The organism is Flavobacterium sp. AK-301 (assembly GCF_058310215.1).
The window spans coordinates 52103-72929 of sequence record NZ_JBZEES010000011.1 but is presented as its reverse complement, the minus strand read 5'-3'; the positions used below and the strand labels follow the sequence as shown (position 1 = coordinate 72929).

The 20827-nt window shown below is 35.1% G+C and carries 18 protein-coding genes; 6 read left to right on the top strand and 12 right to left on the bottom strand.

All coding sequences use genetic code 11. The features are described from left to right. Window positions 1-39: 39 nt before the first annotated feature. The 8 genes from AC4FQX_RS12950 to AC4FQX_RS12915 form a co-directional block, all read right to left on the bottom strand. Window positions 40-759 carry a LytR/AlgR family response regulator transcription factor gene (locus AC4FQX_RS12950; RefSeq protein ID WP_491168129.1) on the bottom strand — a complete coding sequence of 240 codons (720 nt, stop codon included), beginning with the start codon at window positions 757-759 and terminating at the stop codon, window positions 40-42. Further along, complete coding sequence (locus AC4FQX_RS12945) at window positions 725-1495, bottom strand: sensor histidine kinase (protein ID WP_491168128.1); 771 nt, start codon at window positions 1493-1495, stop codon at window positions 725-727. The genes AC4FQX_RS12950 and AC4FQX_RS12945 overlap by 35 nt, the downstream gene beginning before the upstream one ends. A gap of 139 nt (window positions 1496-1634) precedes the next feature. Continuing rightward, complete coding sequence (locus AC4FQX_RS12940) at window positions 1635-3449, bottom strand: T6SS phospholipase effector Tle1-like catalytic domain-containing protein (RefSeq protein ID WP_491168127.1); 1815 nt, start codon at window positions 3447-3449, stop codon at window positions 1635-1637. A gap of 5 nt (window positions 3450-3454) precedes the next feature. Then, window positions 3455-4615 (bottom strand): DUF2931 family protein, encoded by a 1161-nt coding sequence (locus AC4FQX_RS12935; protein WP_491168126.1) that lies wholly within the window; start codon window positions 4613-4615, stop codon window positions 3455-3457. A gap of 1 nt (window position 4616) precedes the next feature. After that, window positions 4617-5762 (bottom strand): DUF2931 family protein, encoded by a 1146-nt coding sequence (locus tag AC4FQX_RS12930; protein WP_491168125.1) that lies wholly within the window; start codon window positions 5760-5762, stop codon window positions 4617-4619. 5 nt (window positions 5763-5767) lie between these two features. Continuing rightward, entirely contained in the window at window positions 5768-6910 is a 1143-nt protein-coding gene (locus AC4FQX_RS12925; protein ID WP_491168124.1) for a DUF2931 family protein, read from the bottom strand. A 3-nt stretch (window positions 6911-6913) separates the two neighbouring features. Continuing rightward, window positions 6914-7954: a DUF2931 family protein gene (locus AC4FQX_RS12920; RefSeq protein ID WP_491168123.1), complete on the bottom strand. Its 1041-nt coding sequence runs from the start codon at window positions 7952-7954 to the stop codon at window positions 6914-6916. Between the two features lie 4 nt (window positions 7955-7958). Next, complete coding sequence (locus AC4FQX_RS12915) at window positions 7959-9767, bottom strand: phage baseplate assembly protein V (RefSeq protein ID WP_491168122.1); 1809 nt, start codon at window positions 9765-9767, stop codon at window positions 7959-7961. A gap of 394 nt (window positions 9768-10161) precedes the next feature. Between AC4FQX_RS12915 and asnS the strand changes: the two genes are divergently transcribed. The 3 genes from asnS to AC4FQX_RS12900 all read left to right on the top strand — a co-directional run bounded on the left by asnS (window position 10162) and on the right by AC4FQX_RS12900 (window position 13817). Further along, window positions 10162-11595: an asparagine--tRNA ligase gene (gene asnS, locus AC4FQX_RS12910; RefSeq protein WP_491168121.1), complete on the top strand. Its 1434-nt coding sequence runs from the start codon at window positions 10162-10164 to the stop codon at window positions 11593-11595. A 122-nt stretch (window positions 11596-11717) separates the two neighbouring features. Beyond that, window positions 11718-13184: an RNA polymerase factor sigma-54 gene (rpoN, locus tag AC4FQX_RS12905; protein WP_491168120.1), complete on the top strand. Its 1467-nt coding sequence runs from the start codon at window positions 11718-11720 to the stop codon at window positions 13182-13184. 27 nt (window positions 13185-13211) lie between these two features. Next, window positions 13212-13817: a hypothetical protein gene (locus AC4FQX_RS12900; RefSeq protein WP_491168119.1), complete on the top strand. Its 606-nt coding sequence runs from the start codon at window positions 13212-13214 to the stop codon at window positions 13815-13817. Here the strand turns inward: AC4FQX_RS12900 and AC4FQX_RS12895 are convergent. The 3 genes from AC4FQX_RS12895 to AC4FQX_RS12885 form a co-directional block, all read right to left on the bottom strand. Next, window positions 13812-14579, bottom strand: a complete 768-nt coding sequence (locus AC4FQX_RS12895) for a porin family protein (RefSeq protein ID WP_491168118.1) — start codon at window positions 14577-14579, stop codon at window positions 13812-13814. The two genes, AC4FQX_RS12900 and AC4FQX_RS12895, sit on opposite strands and share 6 nt — an antisense overlap. Before the next feature lie 81 nt (window positions 14580-14660). Further along, window positions 14661-15632: a DUF6268 family outer membrane beta-barrel protein gene (locus tag AC4FQX_RS12890; protein WP_491168117.1), complete on the bottom strand. Its 972-nt coding sequence runs from the start codon at window positions 15630-15632 to the stop codon at window positions 14661-14663. A gap of 270 nt (window positions 15633-15902) precedes the next feature. Continuing rightward, the gene (locus AC4FQX_RS12885; RefSeq protein WP_491168116.1) at window positions 15903-16310 is read right to left on the bottom strand and encodes a VOC family protein; all 408 of its coding nucleotides are present in this window, start codon (window positions 16308-16310) and stop codon (window positions 15903-15905) included. Between the two features lie 210 nt (window positions 16311-16520). Between AC4FQX_RS12885 and AC4FQX_RS12880 the strand changes: the two genes are divergently transcribed. Together AC4FQX_RS12880 and AC4FQX_RS12875 are read left to right on the top strand one after the other, a co-directional pair. Beyond that, window positions 16521-17207: a response regulator transcription factor gene (locus tag AC4FQX_RS12880; protein WP_491168155.1), complete on the top strand. Its 687-nt coding sequence runs from the start codon at window positions 16521-16523 to the stop codon at window positions 17205-17207. Window positions 17208-17210: 3 nt separating this feature from the next. Further along, entirely contained in the window at window positions 17211-18578 is a 1368-nt protein-coding gene (locus AC4FQX_RS12875) for an ATP-binding protein (protein WP_491168115.1), read from the top strand. Between the two features lie 44 nt (window positions 18579-18622). Here the strand turns inward: AC4FQX_RS12875 and AC4FQX_RS12870 are convergent, their stop codons facing one another. Next, a complete protein-coding gene (locus AC4FQX_RS12870) occupies window positions 18623-18994 on the bottom strand; it encodes a hypothetical protein (protein ID WP_491168114.1) in 372 nt (123 codons plus the stop codon). Window positions 18995-19479: 485 nt separating this feature from the next. Between AC4FQX_RS12870 and AC4FQX_RS12865 the strand changes: the two genes are divergently transcribed. Then, complete coding sequence (locus AC4FQX_RS12865; RefSeq protein WP_491168113.1) at window positions 19480-20802, top strand: efflux RND transporter periplasmic adaptor subunit; 1323 nt, start codon at window positions 19480-19482, stop codon at window positions 20800-20802. Window positions 20803-20827: the final 25 nt, after the last annotated feature.

The following is a 20827-nucleotide window of genomic DNA, read 5'->3' as shown; positions in this document are numbered from 1 at the left end:
AGAAGAAATGTAACAAGACGGGGTAAAAATGTAATAAGTTCAGACCTTAATCTTCATCAAAAAATCAGAACGATACAAATCACTTAATACTAATGTGATTAGTTTACCGGATTTCTGAGTGACATTAGAAGTGATCTCATTATGTACAAAAAACTGTACACTGGTCATCGCTACTACTTCTTTTTTATTAACTCTGCAAAAATCTGCTTTGGGAAGCTGTTTCAGCAACTTATCGTAAGTAATATTTTTCAGGATTACTGAATTACCGTCTTTTAACAAGACTTCTTTATCACGACTATCCATTTGTGCAGAACGAATCAGAGCAATCTGATCAAAAAACAACAATGCTTTTCCTTTATCTGTATTTACCTGGATAAATTTTTTATTTGTTTTTCGCTTATTGCTTTGTTCCAGCGCTTTCAGTATCGCTTTATGAAGTCGTTCTCTTTTTACGGGTTTGGTAATATAATCAATCGCTTCAATATCAAAAGCTTCTGCTGCATACTCCTTATAAGCGGACGTAAAAATGATCATTTTATCTTTTAACAGATGGGCTACACTCAGTCCGTCAATTCCGGGCATTTCAATATCCAGAATACACAGATCAAATTCAAGAGTATTCATTTCTGCCAACAGCTTTTCCGGATCGTTAAAGGACTTAACAATCTTTAGTTCCGGAATCTGCTCACATAACATTTTCAGATACGTAAGTCCCGGCAGTTCATCATCCAGTAGTAAGCATTTGAGCCTTGTATTCAAGTAAATTGATTTTTAAGTGTGCAATATAAATATCTTCTTCTATAAATCGGTTTAGTTTATAGTTTCCTTTATAAATAATATCGAGTCGCTGTTCTAATGTATCGGATCCAAAACCACTATGTTCTTTCTTTAATGCTTTCTTATCAGATACTTTATTCGATACGGTCAGAGAAAATGTACTTTCCTTAAATTCGAATACTACGGATATAAAAGCATCAGGACTCTGCAAATCGGCATGTTTAAACGCATTTTCTATAAAATCAATAGAAACTAAAGGGGCTAAAAGACGCTGATCAAAAAGCAACTCATCAGGATTAATCTTCGTTTTTACTTTCAGTTCAAAAAGCGGACTGAGTTTGATCTTATTGATCTCTATCAGATTTAACGCAAATTCTATTTCCTCTTTGGGTGAAACAAACTTTTTTCGGCTTTCATATAATATATAATCCAGAACATTCGCCAGTTTATCCAGTGCAAAATAAGTCTGATAGGCATGAGACTGAATCGAATTCAACACGTTTTTAAAAAGATGCGGATTTAATCTGGATTCCAGTGTTTTCAGTTGCAGATTATCCACTTTGGATTCTAAAGCGGAAAACTTCTGTTCTATATTCTTCTTTCTGACTTCTGCTTTTTTCAGCCGACTTACTAAATAAATAACGAGTATAACCAGCACAGACAGGAAAATCAGCCCTATCCATAAATAAACATTCCGTACTTCAATATATTTATTCATATCGGTTGTATAACGGACTCAAAGATACGGAGATTATCAGATCATTTGATTTTTCAATAGTTGGTTTTTTCGATGGTAAATGCCAACTGTTCGGAAATATTATTTATATTTTCGGTTTCTGAATATTCTCTATCTATTATTAATATTTAGTACCTATTCCCCAAGGCGTATTTCGCTGTTCGAGTTTTCTGTTCTCTAGTTTCTCTCCCTGTATTCTTTTTTCTTTTCTTTTTATTTTATCCTGTTCCAACTGTAATTCATAAGTGGAAGCTATATCCGGACACTCTCCTCTTATTCCGGTTGCATTGGGCTGATTCGGGTAAACGAATCCCATCAGCATCGGATTATTGTACTCCGAAGAAATATGCAGTATTTTATTTTTTATGATCTGTATGTCTCCCGGAGCATAATTTTGAAGCTGTCCAAAATAATGTTTCAAATACAACTGGTTGATCTTTTCTAAAAAAGCAGTTCCTTCTGCTGTACTTTTATTGTTATTACTAAAAGTATAATCGCTTTCAGGAATAGTTTGTTCTTCGTCTTTAATAGCGGCTTCCTGCGGGGTCATCCATTCTACTCCTGTCTGCATACTGTATTTTTTCATAATCTCCATCGGAATCAGACTATAGCGATCTGAAATAATACCACGATTGCCCATAAGAGTATGGGTATAACTTTTTAAAGTAACCGTTTCATTAATACCATTAATCCCGCCCAGCGTCTGGGTGTTTTCCTGTACCTGAGTAGCAATCCAAATCTGTTTCTCGGTATAAAAAAGACTTTTCAGAAAAGCTTCTCTTAACTGTTCCAGTTTCTGCGGCGGTTTACTACTGAAATTTTTAACTGCTAACGAAAGTTTAAAATCGACTTCACTTCGTATTTCTTCATAACCACCACCAATATCGGAATGGGCTCCGGGAATCCGCACCCGGGTTCCACCCAGATTGAGTTGGAAATTGGCTCGGTATTCGTCTTCTGCGGTAAGATGGATGATCCTTTTCGCTTTGATCTTTCCTAAATGCAATCGCAGTTTACCATTATCACAGTTCTGAGCCGCTTTAGTTACGCCGGAAATACCGGAACCTGCTCCCACAGCAGCTCCCACAGCTCCACCAACGGTAAAACCGTTGATCGCTCCTGTAACAACGGGTGCAATCTCTGTATTAGACGTAACAGCGGCAACGGTATCAAACAACCCGATAAACCGAATCTCAACATTACCTTTTTCAAGAGGATATCCGGCTTTTTCAAGGGCTTCGCCTAAGGCACCGCAAACAAATTCTTCCTGATCGGAGATCACATTGGCAAAATGTCGTGCCGCAGCTGCTCCCCGACTAAAGCCAAAAATATCGATAACCAGTTTATCAATTTGCGGTACTTCAATACCGTTGACTATTTTTTTATTCTTTTCAACTTCATCTCTATCAAAATCTTTAATAATTTGTTTAATCCCTTCTTCAACTTTCCCAATTACGCCTCTATCCATTCTGCCTGTTCCGGAACCGATACTGTCATCCGGCTTTCCTTTTTTAGTTCCTATTCCTTCTACATAAGTGCGAACATGATAGGTTTTTATATTTTTTGATTCATATTCTATCTTCTCTGTTTTATATAAGTTCCATAATCGGGTGACATTAGAGAAATTAGCACGATAACTGTCATAACTACTATTATCAGCAGGAATGGTAATCTTATTTTTCCGGCGCAGATCAATATTATATTTATTATTTCCGGTTCCGTCAAAAAACACACCCAGATGCACCCACGTACTACCGGGACATTGACGAGTAAAGGGTTCAAAATCGCTATAGATCGTATTAGCGGATTCTATTTGTACCTGACCCGGAGTACTTATTGTAACATCTCCGGTACTGTTTATTGTAAAATCACCTTTGGTTTTAAAAACCGCTTGTTTGGAGATTTTTATTATTCTTCCGTTTTTTTGTTCTTTCATTTCTATTAATAATTTAAAAAGATTCCCATATCTTCTTTTAATTTTACTTTTGACCCATCATCGCCACTTAGCCAGACTATGATTTTTTTATCTTTAAAAACTTCAAAGACAAGACGGTTATAACTACATTTTTTACCCTCTTTACCTATATATCCCTGTTCAAAATAGTATTTTAAATCCTGAACAGGAAGAAGCATTTCTCCTTTATAAGCAACGTTATCTAAAGTAGAAAACCACTGTATTTCTACAAAAAAAGGAATCCCTCTTTTCTTATTAGTTCCATAAACCGTATAATCCTGAACTTCATCCCATGAAACAGGTGTTGGGTAGACATATTCTTCTGTTTCTCCATAACCATTTCTCCAATTATTTAATGATTCACTGGTACCCTGAGTATAATTAATAGAGATACCATTCCCTTTACTGATCGGGTTTTCTTTTTGAGTTAATAATACAGGCTGCCATACAAACTCCTTTTCATATTTACACCAGGTACCATAGGGAATACCATTCGTATCAATCCAGTTTTGCTCCTTTTGAGGTTTTCGATTATAATAGGCTGCACGTTCCGCTGCCGTTTCCCTTGCAATTTCTTTACCCTGAGCTCTGATAATCTCTTCTTTATTTTTACCATTAGTAGCCCAAAAAACAATCTCACCTCCCGGAACGCATCCACAAAGAATATCAAAATATCTTTTTTCTATTATCTTTCGACCTTTCCAATACATCGTATCATAAAATTTCTTATCAAACATTTTTTCCATTTCTTTTTTAGGTAAGGGTACAATCGCTTCATAGGTAATTCCTTCACGAGCAGAATAACATTCTACTACTGCTAATTGAGGCATAGGCTTTTTACCGCTATTACCGGACCCAATAGCACTAACCGCTTTTCCCCAGCCGGCATTACCGGTACCTATAGCTCCCACAAAATCATCGCTATCCGGATTATTATTAAAATGATAGTTGACCGTTATGGTTGCGCCATAATGCTTGGGACCAGAAACTGACATACTCCAATCGTATTTTTTCTCACACGAAACCATAGTAAAACACAATAGTAACAGCAGAACTAAAGCTATTGTAGTATTTATAAACCTTTTTAGTGTTTTAAAAACCGCTTGTTTAGAGATTTTTATTATTCTTCCATTTTTTTGTTCTTTCATTTTAATTCCAGTCTGTAGTTGCTTTATCTTTTTTAATCTCTATTTTAAAACCATCTTCTCCTACCAACCAAATAATAACCGTTTTATCCTGCTGTATTTCAAAAACCAGTCGATTATAATCTTGCTTTTTACCATCCATTCCAATATAGCCCTGTTCAAAATAGCATTTTAAATCCTGAACCGGAAGAAGTATCTCTGATCTTAGTCCTTTCTCATAATCTGTAGAAAATAGGTAAAGATCAATATAAAAAGGTAAAGCTCTTTTTTTTAATTCATTACCTACTTTTAAAACTTCATTCCAGTTTCGTTTTACTTTTTCTTCTTTATATCCTCGATTTATATCATTATAATATTCTGTATCTCCCTTTGTATAATTTATAGTTATATGATATGGTTTATTCAATTCTGATAAATTAGTTAATACATCCGGTTTCCACACAAACTCCTTTTCATATTTATCCCACATACCATAAGGAATTCCATTCGTATCGATCCAGTTTTGCTCCTTTTTAGGTTTTCGATTATAATAGGCTGTACGTTCCGCTGCTGTTTCCCTTGCAATTTCTTTACCCTGAGCTCTGGTAATCTCTTCTTTGTCTCTACCGTTCGTAGCCCAAAAAACAATCTCGCCTCCCGGAACACATCCACATGTTATATCAAAATAATTTCTCTCTATTATTCTTTTTTTGCCTTCATACCATTGAATTGTATCATTTATTTTTTTATCAAACATTTTTTCCATTTCTTTTTTAGGTAATGGAACAATCGCTTCATAAGTAACTCCTTCACGGGCAGAATAACATTCTACTACTGCCAGTTGAGGCAACGGTTTTTTTTCTCCTCCATTACCGCTACTCACACCATCTGAACTATTTCCCCAACCAGCATTACCAGTTCCTCTTATCCCTACAAAATCATCACCGTCTGGATCATTATCAAAATGATAGTTGACCGTTATGGTTACTCCATAATGCTTGGGTCCCGAAACAGACATAGTCCATCTATATTTTTTCTCACACGAAACCATAGTAAAACACAATAGTAACAGCAGAGCTAAAGCTATTCTAGTATTTATAAATCTTTTTAGTGTTTTAAAAACCGCTTGTTTGGAGATTTTTATTATTCTGCCGTTTTTTTGTTCTTTCATTTCTTTTAATAATTTAAAAAGATTCCTATATCTTCTTTTAATTTTACTTTTGATCCATCATCCCCACTTAGCCAGACTATAATTTTTTTATCTTTAAAAACTTCAAAGACAAGACGGTTATAACTACATTTTTTATCCTCTTTACCTATATATCCCTGCTCAAAATAGTATTTTAAATCCTGAACAGGAAGAAGCATTTCTCCTTTATAAGCAACCTTATCTAAAGTAGAAAACCACTGTATTTCTACAAAAAAAGGAATCCCTCTTTTCTTATTAGTTCCATAAACCGTATAATCCCGAACTTCATCCCATGAAATAGGTGTTGGATAGACATATTCTTCTGTTTCTCCAAAACCATTTTTCCAATTATTTAGTGATTCGCTGGTACCCTGAGTATAATTAATAGAGATACCATTCCCTTTACTGATCGGGTTTTCTTTTTGAGTTAACAATACAGGCTGCCATACAAACTCTTTTTCATATTTATCCCACGTACCATAAGGAATTCCATTCGTATCGATCCAGTTTTGCTCCTTTTTAGATTTTCGATTATAATAAGCTGCACGTTCCGCTACTGTTTCCCGTGCAATTTCTTTTCCCTGAACACGTATTACTTCAGTAACTTTACTATGACTATTTAACCAAAAAACGATCTTACCTCCCGGAGCACATCCACAAATGATTGATCCATATTTATCAGGAGTACCTTCCGGAGCAACCCATTTTTTTTTAAATAATTTTTCCATTTCTTTTTTAGGTAATGAAACGATTGCTTCATAGGTTATTCCTTCACGGGCAGAATAACATTCTACTACTGCTAATTGAGGCAGTGGCTTTTTACCTCCATTACCACTCCCCATACCTCCAACTGCATTACCCCAACCTGCATTACCGGTACCCATAGTACCTACAAAATCATCACTATCCGGATCATTATCAAAATGATAGTTGACCGTTATGGTTGCGCCATAATGCTTAGGTCCCGAAACATACATACTCCAATCATATTTTTTCTCACACGAAATCATAGTGAAACACAATAGTAACAGCAGAGCTAAAGCTATTCTAGTATTTATAAATCTTTTTAGTGTTTTAAAAACCGCTTGTTTGGAGATTTTTATTATTCTACCGTTTTTTTGTTCTTTCATAATTTAGTAATCTAGATTATTAACAGACCCCATTTCTTTTTTTATTTCCACCTTAGTACCATCATCTCCAGCTATCCAGACAATTACATCTCTATTTTCTTTTAGTTCAAAAACAAGACGGTTATAATAATAGTTCTTATTATTTGCTCCTGTATATCCCTGCTCAAAATAATGTTTTAATTTCTCTACAGGTAAAAGAAAAGTAGCAACCATACTTTTATCCTCTGTTTTAGAAAACCAAAAAAGCTCTATATAAAATGGAATTCCTCTTTTCTTTTTTAAAAACTTCTTTTTCCCTAATAACTGTTCCCAGGAAATAGTATTCTTTACTCGAACTCCTTCTCCATTATAGTGCTCTTCCTGTCCCTGTGTATAATTTAAGTTAGCAAAAAAACTCTCTACAGAATTAATGTTATCTGTTAAACCTTCTATATGCCATACAAATTCCTTTTCATATTTATCCCAGGTACCATAGGGAATACCATTCGTATCGATCCAGTTTTGCTCTTTTTTAGGTTTTCGATTATAATAGGCAGCACGTTCCGCTGCCGTTTCCCGTGCAATTTCTTTACCCTGAACACGTATTACTTCAGTAACTTTACTATAACTATTTAACCAAAAAACGATCTTACCTCCCGGAGCACATCCACAAATGATTGATCCATATTTATCAGGAATACCTTCCGGAGCAACCCATTTTTCTTTAAATAATTTTTCCATTTCTTTTTTAGGTAATGGAACGATTGCTTCATAGGTAATTCCTTCACGGGCAGAATAACACTCTACTACTGCTAATTGAGGCAGTGGCTTTTTACCTCCATTACCACTCCCCATACCTCCAACAGCATTACCCCAACCTGCATTACCGGTACCCATAGTACCTACAAAATCATCACTATCCGGATCATTATCAAAATGATAGTTGACCGTTATGGTTGCGCCATAATGCTTAGGTCCCGAAACATACATACTCCAATCATATTTTTTCTCACACGAAACCATAGTAAAACACAATAGTAATAGCAGGATTAAAAATTTTCTCATCTTATTAACTATTACTGCTTTTTTCTCCGGATTTTATTTTCATATCATTTGATGTATTGATAACTATATTTTCATCCTGAGATATTATATTTACCTTTTCGGATACCTTAGAATATTCTGAAGATTCACTGGTAAACATATTCTCTGCCTGTTCTATTATATTTTGGGCATTGAGTTGATGCATCAATCCTGTTACTGTTGTATTATTCATTTCCACAGTAGTTATTTTATTGGCTCCCACTGTTTCAACACTATTTTCTGTCGTATTGACAACCAGGTTTTTACAATTTATATTTATTGTTTCGGGAGCAGAAAGGGTTAAGTTCCCTTTTCCGTCCATTTCTACATTCACCTGGCTACCGTCTGTAAAGCACAAACTTCCTTTGTCTTTACCATCGTTCATTTCTAATTTGCTTTTTAATGAAGCGATCCCTTTTAAATCATTCTCTGCTGTAGCAAAACCGGAAACTGCTTTTCCATTATAAATAGCACCAAACACATAAGGAGCATCGGGATGATTCCCTTGAAAGGAAACAAATACTTCATCCCCTATTTCGGGTGCAAAATAAAAACCTCTTCCGTTTCCGGCATAAGGAACTACTGTCCGAATCCAGTCACTTTCATTTTCACTGGTACGGTTATTCCAGAAGTATTTTACCCGTATGCGCCCCATTCCTTTGGGATCATTATTATCAATTACCACAGCGGACTGGTCATAAGCAAATCCTCTTACTAACGGATCGGTATAAGACGGCTGAATACAATCTGCCGGAATACCTTCGAATTCGTTGTTCAGATTTCCGGTTCCTACACTGCGAAAAGTACATTTCGTTATAATAATATCATGCAATACACCATCATTATTTATGGTTATAATATTCCCTATATTGATCGGATCAGCAGTAATTGCGGTATAAATTACCATTCGGGAGGCTTTGCCTGAAGTAGCTAAACGTCCCATATTTTCAATCTCTTTTTCGTTTCCGACCCCAGGGATATAGTACTGATAAGGAATATCCTCTTTCAGTTTCCGTCTATACTGACTTCCCTGTGCATCAAGAGCACTTTTCATCAAATCGGAAGTAAAATGGTTCTGCGTATGCTCCTGCTCGGATTTTATTATTTCTGCCCGCTGATAATCATAGCCGGATAAAGCGGATTTATTACTTATCAGAATTGATTTCATCCCAAACTTTCTAAGATGAAGTCCGTTTTTTAAGGTTATCCCGGATTCTTTTAAACGAAACTGAAGCCTTCGCCCGTCCCAATAGAAAAATTCTCCATATCGTTTTGCCAGGCGGGTCATAAATTCCCAACTGTTCTCATTCGACTGCATAACGGACGGGATAACATCGGTATATCTGGGCTCCATGTCTTCCGGTTCCCATAATCCCTGAGTATGCCCCGCTAAAGTATCTTTTGCAATAGCAGCCAAACTCTTGTTAAGATGCATTCTGCTGTGAGACAGATCTTCCATAGCAATAGTATGACTGTATCCGGTAACCAGAAATCCACGAGTACTCCCGTCCCGGTTATCCAGATCCATTTCTGTAATTAGTCCTTTATAAATTACTTCTTTCCCCGCTGTTGTATACAACGAAAAAGTAATTTCCATATCCTGAAAATTCTGAAAGTATTTAAAATCTTTTTGTGAATTGGTCATTAGATCTCCTGATATACGCCACAAAAATTGGAATCGGCTGTGAGAAAGCAGTTTCTGATGTATTTCTAAATCTGAAAAATGTATGACCTTATCATATGTAGGAATACGAATAACGATTCTTTTCTCTTTATTTTTTTCTAAATAATTCATTGTATAGTTATTATTAGTGAAATTTTGTTTGTTTTTTGTTTGCTTTAGTTGTTTTTTAATAAAAATTTAAGGTAAAAAAAACAAATATAATATATTATCTTAATAATGTAGTATTATTTTTGCAATACAATACAAATAATATAATTCATGTTAAAAATTAGCCTTTCTTTAATTATAACTCTAACCCCACAGGGGAACAACCGTATATCAGATCTCTTTTTTCTTGATTCTTGATTCTTTCTTCCAAAATATCGTACCTCTAATATCTGATATCGTAAATCCTATCTTTATTGTTCTCGTTTCACTAAGGTTTTTATTACCTTTGCAGCCTGTTTTAACGAAAACTTTTTAGTCAAAGTAAAATATAAAGACAATTTAGAAAATAGTATATAAAATGAAACATACAAAAGTTAAGGAGCTATTAAACAGTACACAAAGATTACATGAAGTTCATGCTAAAGGCTGGGTCAGAACCTTTAGAAGTAATCGTTTTATTGCGTTAAATGATGGTTCTACAATACATAATATCCAGTGCGTTGTTGATTTTGAAAACATGCCGGAAGAAACCCTGAAAAGAATCACTACCGGAGCGTCTGTTGCGGTAAAAGGAACACTAATCGAAAGTCAGGGATCAGGGCAGAGTGTTGAAATTCAGGTAAGTGAATTAAAAATACTAGGCGATTGTGATCCTGAAAAGTATCCTATGCAGCCAAAGAAACACTCTCTGGAATTTTTACGTGAAAATGCACATTTACGTGTACGAACAAATGCTTTTGGAGCGATCATGCGTGTACGTTCCACACTGGCTTTTGCAGTACACAACTATTTTCAGGAACAAGGGTTTTTCTATGTTAACACCCCTATTATTACCGGATCTGATGCCGAAGGAGCGGGAGAAATGCTACAGGTAACTTCTCTTTCTCTTGATAATCCTCCAAGAAATGAAGAAGGGAAAATCGATTATAAAGAAGATTTTTTTGGTAAAGAAACGAACCTAACGGTTTCCGGACAGTTAGAAGGAGAAACGTATGCTATGGCATTGGGTCAGATCTATACTTTCGGACCTACTTTCAGAGCAGAAAACTCTAATACTTCCCGTCATCTGGCAGAATTCTGGATGATCGAACCGGAAGTAGCTTTTAATAATCTGGATGACAACATGGATCTGGCGGAAGACTTTATTAAGTATGTAGTAAAATACACCGTTGAGAAATGTGCCGATGATCTGAAGTTTTTAGAACAACGTCTTCTGGACGAGGAGAAAAACAAACCTCAGGCGGAAAGAAGCGAAATGGCTTTACTGGAAAAATTAAATTTCATATTAGATAACAATTTCAAACGTGTCAGCTACACGGAAGCTTTTGACATACTGAAAAACTCTAAACCGAATAAAAATAAAAAATTCAACTATATCCTTGAAGAATGGGGTGCTGATCTACAAAGTGAGCACGAACGTTTCTTAGTAGAAAAACACTTTAAATGTCCGGTAATCGTATTTGATTATCCTGCAAAAATAAAAGCATTCTATATGCGTCTGAACGAAGATCAGAAAACGGTAAGAGCCATGGACATTCTTTTCCCGGGTATTGGAGAAATTGTCGGAGGCTCTCAGAGAGAAGAACGTCTGGACGTTTTACAACAAAAGATAAAAGACCTCGGAATTGATGAGGAAGAATTATGGTGGTATTTAGATACACGAAGATTTGGAACAGCTGTACACAGCGGTTTTGGTCTTGGTTTTGAAAGACTGGTGCTTTTTGTAACCGGTATGACAAACATCAGAGATGTGATCCCTTTCCCGAGAACACCACAAAACGCAGAGTTTTAAGAACTCTTCTGAACAAGCAACAAACCCGGTATTCTCCTTTTCTGATTATCATCCGAAAAATGAAACTTCTTTTGTTGCTTGTTTTTTCGTATTTTTATAAAAGTATCACAAGGTTATAAAACATGCTGAAGCAATATTTACAATTAAAATTATCTCAGAAATTATCTCCTCAGCAAATTCAACTGATGAAGTTGATTCAATTGCCTACACAAGCTTTTGAACAACGCTTAAAAGAAGAAATGGTTGAAAATCCGGCTTTGGAAACCGGTAAGGAAGAAGAACCTGATCATGATGAATATGATACTCCGGAATATGACGAGTATGATGATTATGATGACAATGACCGAATTGATACTGATGAGATCAATATAGATGAATACCTGAGTGATGATGAAGTCCCAAATTATAAAACGCAAACAAATAATTATAGTGACGATGATGATGATAAAACCATGCCCTTTGCTGCTCCTATTAGTTTTCATCAAGATCTGATCAATCAGTTAAATACTTTTATCCTAAACGATTCTCAAAGAGAAATCGCTGAATTCCTCGTAGGAAGCATTGATGATATGGGTTACATCCGCAGAAGTGTTCAGGATATAGTCGATGATATGGCTTTTACACAAGGAATTTACACAGATGAAAAAACAGTAGAAAACATGCTGCATATCATCCATGAACTAGAGCCTTCCGGCGTTGGTGCCCGTGATCTTCAAGAATGTTTACTATTACAATTACGACATAAAACCCCAACGGAATCCATCTCTTTAGCAACTGATATTATTGAAAACCAGTTTGATGCCTTTACTAAAAAGCACTATGACAAATTGTTACAAAAATATGATATTTCACAAGATGCTCTTAAAAAAGCAATAGAGGAAATAGAACGACTAAATCCCAAACCTGGCGGTGCTTATACCGGTAACAACCGAGTTATTGAGCATGTTGTTCCTGATTTTGCCATTACTATTGTAGAAGGAGAACTGGAACTTACACTCAACGGACGAAATGCACCGGAACTCCATGTTTCAAAGGACTATCAGGAAATGTTACAGGGTTATAAAGATGCCCGTGAAAAATCAAATGCACAGAAAGAAGCCGTTCAGTTTATTAAACAGAAACTAGATTCAGCAAAATGGTTTATTGATGCGATCAAACAACGTCAGGAAACACTTTACGTGACCATGAATGCCATTATGCATTATCAGGAAGAATACTTTCTTGATGGTGACGAAACAAAGCTAAAACCAATGATTCTGAAAGATATTGCAGACATGGTCGGTCTGGATATCTCCACTGTTTCCCGTGTTGCTAACAGTAAGTATGTTGATACTCCTTACGGGACAAAACTAATCAAAGAATTTTTCTCCGAAGCAATGATGAATGATCAGGGAGAAGAAGTTTCTACGATTGAAATCAAAAAGATATTACAGAATATTATTGAAGAAGAAGATAAGAAAAAACCACTTCCTGATGATAAATTAGCCGAAATTTTAAAAGAAAAAGGATATCCTATCGCCCGAAGAACAATTGCCAAATATAGAGAACAACTGGATATTCCAGTAGCAAGAATGAGAAAAAAAATATAAGCACCTGCTAAAGTGAAACCTCTCTAAATGAAAAAAATACTATCCTTTTTTTCCTATATTTTTCACCCGCTTTTTATATCCGTTTATGCGGTACTTTTTTATTTTTATTTTGGCGGACGCTTTTTCATGTATCAACAAATCTATCTGACCGTTATACAAATACTCCTTGTTACGGTTCTGATTCCGGCTTCTGTATATTATCTGTTACTGTCTCTAGGTAAAATCAATTCACTGGCTAATACAGACCTGACTCAGAGAAAAATTCCTTTATTTATTCACTCCGTTCTGTTATTTATACTGATAGAAAAAAGTATTACTATTGATGCAATACCAGAACTCTATTACTTTTTTACAGGTTGCTTAATCAGTACGGTAATTGCTTTATTACTGGTAATCCTCAAACACAAAGCCAGTCTGCATATCATAGGGATCACTACCCTGACCGTATTTGTAATCGGAATAAGTATTCATACACAGACTCATTTAATAGAAAATATTGCCTTATTGGTCTTTTGTATCGGCGTGGTCGCATCTTCAAGATTATCTCTCAAAGGACATCGTTATAAAGAACTTATCCTGGGAGCTATTGCAGGAATTATCCCTCAGGTTGCTTTATGGTATTTCTGGTTATAAAATATAAAACATCAGCCCCAGATTGACTGTAGTAAGATCTACCGCCTGCCCGTTGACCGTTCCGGATTTAAAAATAGGATTTAAGCCATAATAAACATAAAAGTTCCATGTATTATAACCAAAGGCTGTATAAATACCATACTGAAGTTTGTTGAGATCCTTATTCCCTTTTACAGTTTCATGAATATCCCCGGATACAAATTTAGACCGATCAGACACTAAATAACTCAGTTTAAAACCGGTATATATCCGCCAAAACTTATAACTATCAAATGTTGATGTTCTCCATCTAAATTCTATGGGTAATTCCAGATAATTTAATGCTAATTTATTTTTATTAACCTTAACATCCTTAGGTGTTGGCTGATACAGTATTTGCCCATCTACTTCAGAAATCCTCAGATTCTGCTCCAGATTATTAATCGAAAATCCTAATCCGGCAGCAATCGAATAGGTTCTATTCTTATTAATGGGCATATCTCTCAAAAAACCAAAATGTAGTCCGGTGGAAAATGATTTTTGAGAAATTCCCTCCGGTCTGCTCTGTAGTAAATTATAAGTAACACCAACATAGAACTGATCTTCTCTGTAATAGGGATCAATTACCTTTATATCTACAGAATCAATTACTTCACTAACACTTTCTCTGAGTGCGTCACTACTGAACATCATCATCTGATGGTCCGGTTCATTTTCCATTTCCTGTTGAGCATAACCGTTTAGCACTACAAAAAACAATAGAATATATAGGGATTTATACATAGACTGATTATTATCCCGATAAAAGTAGTAAAAAAAAGGGCTTCAAACCAAATCCTGTTTTATTTCCTGAAAACGAAATGATCAGAATGGATTAAAAGAGACTCCCACATTAAAATAAGCAGAAGCTTTTGGTGTAAATTTCATAATATAATGACCGTCAGAAAATGATTTCCCTCTCTCTGATAATCGAGATGACAGCACATTCATCATGCCGGATTTTGCCGTCAATACAATTGAATTTTTAATCAGATATTCATACGAAAGACCAGATCGAATCTCCGTCTGACGAAATTCAAATTTATCAGCATAAGGAACAATTTCCTTTGACCTCATATAATAATTCGTAGAGCTCAGTTCTGATCCTAAAGATAAACGCCCTGATTTAGCAACTCTGGTCTGTAACAAGATACGTTGAGGCAGAATAAAATCCAGCCTCAGGTTATTATCAAATCGGTGACTATACGTAAAAATAGGGAATGCAGGAATTCTGGATGCCGGATCATAAAACCCAACTACACCAACTGTCATTGTTGTTTTATCGGTTTTTTTCAGAACTAAAATAGCAGATGCCATCGGCTTTACTCTTTCAATATTTTTCTGACTTCCGTCTACGACCAGACTTCCATTATAAATAATCGGTTTTTTAAACAGTGTAGAAAAAAACGTATAACTGACAATGGAACTAATATAATGCAGATTCATATCTCTGGAAATACTTTTGTCTCCCACATCTTGCATACTGAAACCTTCATAGTTATAAAACAGCGAATAGGTCAGCTTACTTTTTCGGTTTGTAATAACGGGAATATTAAAATTTACTTTTAAACGATCATTACCAGTAATCCTTCTTTCTTTCAGATTCTCTCCTAAAAATTTAGTATCAAAATTATGAGAAGTCAGTCTTTCATACTGAAAATTGACAATTCGTGCTATACTAAATTTCTCTGCTAAAGTTTTAGACAGTATATCCGACGGAGAAGACCCCGAAACAGTCTCCTGAGCATTACTACCCCATATTACCAACAACAACACCGGAAAAATAATTTTATTCATATTGTACTGATAGTGTTAATTACTAAAAACAACGATCTTATAATTACAGAACTTTTTCTCCATAATCGTTTTATTTTTCAAAATAAATCGCTAAAGATAACAGTATAACGCATATAAAAGTACACTTTAGTCTTGTTTTTAAAGACGTTTACTTCATTTATCTACAAATCAACGCCATACAAAACAAATTTAACAACCCATCAGATTATCAAAATAACGAACCCAAATGAAAATAACGAGGTAAAACAGGATATAGAATATTTCTTGTCTTTATTTAGGTCCCGCCACAGGGTCCATCCAGATAATCTCCCAGATATGCCCATCTAAATCACTAAAACTGCGACCGTACATAAAGCCATGATCCTGATGTGCTTCTCTGGACTCAACGGCTCCCAACGTCAGGGCTTTTGCCATTAGTTCATCGACCGCTTTTCTGCTTTCTTTCGAAAGAGCAATAAGCACTTCGGTACTTTTAGTGGCATTAACGATTTTCTTTTTGGTAAAGGTTTTAAAGAAAGGTTCTGCCAGTAACATAACGAAACCTTTATCGTTAATAATCATACAGGCTCCATCATTGTTTGTAAACTTAGGGTTAAATGGAAAACCTAGTTTTTCAAAAAAGTTTTTTGATTTTTTGAGATCTCTTACTGCCAGATTTACGAAAATTTGTGTTCCCATAACTATTTCGTTTTTAAGTTATAAATCAATATGATTTACCAATAAATAAACATCACTAAATTCATATATCAAAGATAATAAAAGAACAGAATAAGGTAACCTTATCCATCAACAAGACTAAATTCAGATTTCATTTCTTCCGTGCTCTTATAAGCCATAATTAAATATTCTCTATTTTTGCGTTTTACAAACACCTATTCTAATCCGAATATGCCTAAAATTTTAATAGTTGAAGATGATACCAGAGTAGCGGAACTACTAAAAAGAGGTCTGGATGAAGAAGGTTTTGAAACCCAGATCGCTTATGACGGAGAAATGGGCAAAAAACTTTGTCTGAGTAACACCTATGATCTGATGATAACGGATATTATTCTGCCCAAAATCAGTGGACTGGAACTGTGTCAGAGTATCAAGAACAGCAATCCACAACTTCCGGTCATCATGCTGACTGCGCTGGGTACTACCAATGATAAAGTAGACGGATTTGATGCCGGAGCAGACGATTATTTAGTAAAACCATTTGATTTTAGAGAACTGCTTGCCAGAATAAGGGCTTTATTAAAGAGGAGCGCCGTAAATTTTAATTATGCTGAAAAATCGAGCTATCTGGATCTAGAGGTAGATCACAATACCAAAACAATAAAACGTGCCGGACAGGAAATACAACTTACGCCAAAGGAATTCAAACTGATGGAATATATGATACAGAATCCTGAACGGGTACTCACACGCGCCGAAATTGCAGAAAAAGTATGGAATACCCATTTTGATACCGGAACTAATTTCATCGATGTTTATATTAATTATCTGCGTAAAAAAATAGATAAGGATTTTAATATCAAACTGATTCATACCAAATCAGGCATGGGATTTATATTAAAAAACGGAGGAAAATAACCTATGACAATCCAGAACCGACTCAGTCTTCTTTTTACTTTTCTGACCGCATCGGTCTTGTTGTTATTTGCGGTTATTATCTATATATCCGGAGAAAAAAGCAGAGAAGCCGCTTTTTACAACAGTCTAAGCAAAGAAGCTTTAACCAAGGCAAATCTTTACTTTAATGCTAAAATTGATACCGCAACCTTACAAGCTATTTACAGTAACAACCGTTCTATTATCAATGAGGTCGAAGTGGCTATTTATGATAAAGACTTTCATCTTTTGTATCATGATGCGGTAGATATTGATGTTGTAAAAGAAACGAAAGGAATGATCGATTCCGTTTTACAAAACGATGTGATCAAATTCTATCTGAACCAATGGCAGGTGGTAGGATTAAAATACAAACACAATAACACCGATTATATCATTACAGCTGCAGCTTATGACCAGAACGGCTATCACAACTCGGAAAACCTGCAAAATACACTTCTTATTGTTTTTTTCTGTTCAATATTTCTGATTTATAATATGGGACGTGTTTTTTCAAAACGTGCCTTGTCTCCTGTTTCTCAGATGGTAACAAAAGTAAAAGAAATATCGGCAACCCATCTGGATTTACGCGTTACTATTCCAAACAGTAAGGATGAAATCGCAGAACTGGCAACTACTTTTAACGAAATGCTGAACCGACTGGAACAATCCTTTGGCGCACAAAAAGACTTTGTTTCGAATATTTCGCATGAATTACGTACACCCATTACGGCAATGCTTACTGAATTACAGCTTTCTGTTCAACATGAAAGAACGAATGAGACGTATAAAAAATCGATTACTCATGCCATTAATGATGCTAAAAAGGTAGTGCATTTATCGAACAGTCTTCTGGATCTGGCAAAAGCGAATTACGATCCATCCGAAATCGGATTTAAAGTCATTCGCCCGGATGAAGTGCTGATCGATGCTCAGAATGATGTGTTACACAATCATCCGAAATTTAAAGTTCGTATATTATTTGAAAAAGAGATCGACTATGATAATCTGATCTCAGTTTACGGAAATGAATATCTGCTAAAAGTTGCCTTTATCAATCTGATCGAAAACGGATGTAAATTCTCTAAAGACCACACAACAACTATTACCATTCACTGTACTACTGAAAAAACCAGTATTCGGTTTGAGGATAACGGAATCGGAATACAAAAAGAGGATTTACCCCATATCTTTACTCCTTTTTATCGTGGTACTAACACCTCTTTTACAGAAGGAAACGGTATTGGATTATCCTTAACAAAAAAGATCATTACCCTTCATAATGGAACAATTGATGTAACTTCTGAACCGAATAAAGGAACTATTTTTACAGTTGAATTAGTGCATGTTTAAAAAATTACCGCATTTCTATTTCGGCACTATAACAAAGGAATACTTTATTTTACTTTTCTTTGTAAGTCCTTAAGATCCAACTCTACTTTTTTTAAAGTACGTTCTGAATTTTCCAGTGATTTTATCAGTTTAGTAATCGTATTCTCTAATTCTTTTATTCTCTTTTCCTGCTCTGCTGCACTCTTTTCCTGTTTCGACACCCGGGTCAATAGTTCTTTTTGAGTCTCCAACAAACTGCTCAGGGTAATTGTACTGGTTCCTACAGTACCATATCCGCCAAAAGCATTATCATAAACTACAATTTTTCCACTATTATAAGCGGTGGTAGTAAGCTTTACTTTTGCTAAATCATTCTGAGCAAAGACAGCATTGCAAAAGAACAACACCACTACATACAAAACATTTCGGAATACCATAATAACTATTTTAAAACTTTAAAGATAAATAAAACACTGCTTATCGTATTTTAAGTAGTATCACTATGACTAGAAAACCTGTTAAGTATCTTGGATAGTTCTATAACTTTCGGGTTCTTTCTATCAATACTCCCCCCTATTTTCATCAAAAAACAGATCTAATGTCAGAATTAATTTATTCCTATTCCATGTTGGATTTCTCATTTCTACTAATCTATATTTAAAGCAATTACAAACATAAATAGTATTATCTAAAAAACAAACAAAAAGCAAACAGATAATTTAAAATCCTATATATGATATTTTTCTAATAGCTTTCTAATAATTTTCTAAAACATCTCTAACAGTCCTTTCTTAAGGACTGTTTTACTTTTGCACCACAAATAAGAACAACAACAATTATGGATGATTATCCCTCAATAAATCATAAATCTTCACTATAGAACAGGATGCTTTTTGTTCTTTAGTGAGCAAAAACAGCAATCATGAAAATTCTATTTCCTTTTCTAAAGCTTATAAAAGGTTACAGGCTTACTAAAAACACAATGCTTTCTGCCGAAAATTACGAGTTCCCGTTAGGAGCCGAAGCCATCCCTTTTGTTGCCATCGGCACTTCATCTATTTCGCTTTTTGATAGTACTATTCTAAATACCGTTAATCCTCAAATACAACAAAAAATGAAAATCAAACAACATACACGAACAACAGCAACGCTAAGTTTAGTGATCTCGGTACTGTTCATTTCTTGTAAAAAGAAAACAGATGTTGAACATCAGCAAAATTACATGGTTACCAATGATACGATTATTACTTTATCTGAAAAATCAACGATAAAAAACCATTTAAAACTTTTCACGTCCCGGGAAGAAGCTTTCCGTTTGCAGCTAGTAAGTGCCGGAACGGTAAAAGCGATTCCAAATTTCTATGCTGAAATTGCTCCACCTTATGCCGGAAGAGTAACCAAAGTACATTTAAAACTAGGCATGAAAGTAAATCCGGGCACTCCTTTATTTGAAATGATCTCTCCTGATTTTACTGAAATGCAAAAAAATTATTTTGCTTCCAAATCGGAACTCAAAAAAACAGAATTAAACCTGAAACGCCAGAAAGACCTGAAAAGAAACGGAGTAGGTTCTCTTAAAGATCTGGAAGAGGCGGAAGCGGAATATGAAATTGCTTTAAAAGAATATGAAAACAACCATTCGGGATTAAAAGTATTTAATGTTAATCCGGAAAAACTAATCTTAGGGCAACCGCTGATAATTACTTCACCTATCAAAGGAGAAGTAATTGATAACGAGATTGTAAACGGACATTATATTAGAGAAGACGATCCGGCTCATGCTATTATCGCCCAACTGGACAAGGTATGGGTTGTGGGACAGGTAAAAGAAAAAGATATTCGCTTTATCCATGAACTGGATGGCGCCGAAATACAGATCGCAGCCTATCCGGATCGGAAAATAACAGGTAAAGTATACCATGTAGATGAAATGGTAGATGAGGATACACGAAGTGTCCGTGTTTTAATCGAATGTAAAAACAAAGACCTTACTCTAAAACCTGGAATGTACGTTACTGTCAACTTTATCGATCATCCGGAAAAGGTATTGCTTGTGCCTTCTAAATCTGTTTTTCAGATGGATGAGAACAATTTTTTGTTTGTTCAGACTCAACCTAATACATACATAAAACGAAAAGTAAAAACAGGAATATCGGAAAATGGAAGAATTATTATCACAGAAGGTCTAAAAGCGGGTGAAACCATTGTAAGTGAAGGCGGTTTTTATTTGCTGGAAGCAAGATAATATGAGTATTTAATAATTCCAACTC

Coding starts and splice junctions, on each gene's coding strand:
- AC4FQX_RS12945 (WP_491168128.1), bottom strand. CDS start 1,495: ATGAATAAATATATTGAAGTACGGAATGTTTATTTATGGATAGGGCTG.
- AC4FQX_RS12940 (WP_491168127.1), bottom strand. CDS start 3,449: ATGAAAGAACAAAAAAACGGAAGAATAATAAAAATCTCCAAACAAGCG.
- AC4FQX_RS12935 (WP_491168126.1), bottom strand. CDS start 4,615: ATGAAAGAACAAAAAAATGGAAGAATAATAAAAATCTCTAAACAAGCG.
- AC4FQX_RS12930 (WP_491168125.1), bottom strand. CDS start 5,762: ATGAAAGAACAAAAAAACGGCAGAATAATAAAAATCTCCAAACAAGCG.
- AC4FQX_RS12925 (WP_491168124.1), bottom strand. CDS start 6,910: ATGAAAGAACAAAAAAACGGTAGAATAATAAAAATCTCCAAACAAGCG.
- AC4FQX_RS12920 (WP_491168123.1), bottom strand. CDS start 7,954: ATGAGAAAATTTTTAATCCTGCTATTACTATTGTGTTTTACTATGGTT.
- AC4FQX_RS12915 (WP_491168122.1), bottom strand. CDS start 9,767: ATGAATTATTTAGAAAAAAATAAAGAGAAAAGAATCGTTATTCGTATT.
- asnS (WP_491168121.1), top strand. CDS start 10,162: ATGAAACATACAAAAGTTAAGGAGCTATTAAACAGTACACAAAGATTA.
- rpoN (WP_491168120.1), top strand. CDS start 11,718: ATGCTGAAGCAATATTTACAATTAAAATTATCTCAGAAATTATCTCCT.
- AC4FQX_RS12900 (WP_491168119.1), top strand. CDS start 13,212: ATGAAAAAAATACTATCCTTTTTTTCCTATATTTTTCACCCGCTTTTT.
- AC4FQX_RS12895 (WP_491168118.1), bottom strand. CDS start 14,579: ATGTATAAATCCCTATATATTCTATTGTTTTTTGTAGTGCTAAACGGT.
- AC4FQX_RS12890 (WP_491168117.1), bottom strand. CDS start 15,632: ATGAATAAAATTATTTTTCCGGTGTTGTTGTTGGTAATATGGGGTAGT.
- AC4FQX_RS12885 (WP_491168116.1), bottom strand. CDS start 16,310: ATGGGAACACAAATTTTCGTAAATCTGGCAGTAAGAGATCTCAAAAAA.
- AC4FQX_RS12880 (WP_491168155.1), top strand. CDS start 16,521: ATGCCTAAAATTTTAATAGTTGAAGATGATACCAGAGTAGCGGAACTA.
- AC4FQX_RS12875 (WP_491168115.1), top strand. CDS start 17,211: ATGACAATCCAGAACCGACTCAGTCTTCTTTTTACTTTTCTGACCGCA.
- AC4FQX_RS12870 (WP_491168114.1), bottom strand. CDS start 18,994: ATGGTATTCCGAAATGTTTTGTATGTAGTGGTGTTGTTCTTTTGCAAT.
- AC4FQX_RS12865 (WP_491168113.1), top strand. CDS start 19,480: ATGAAAATTCTATTTCCTTTTCTAAAGCTTATAAAAGGTTACAGGCTT.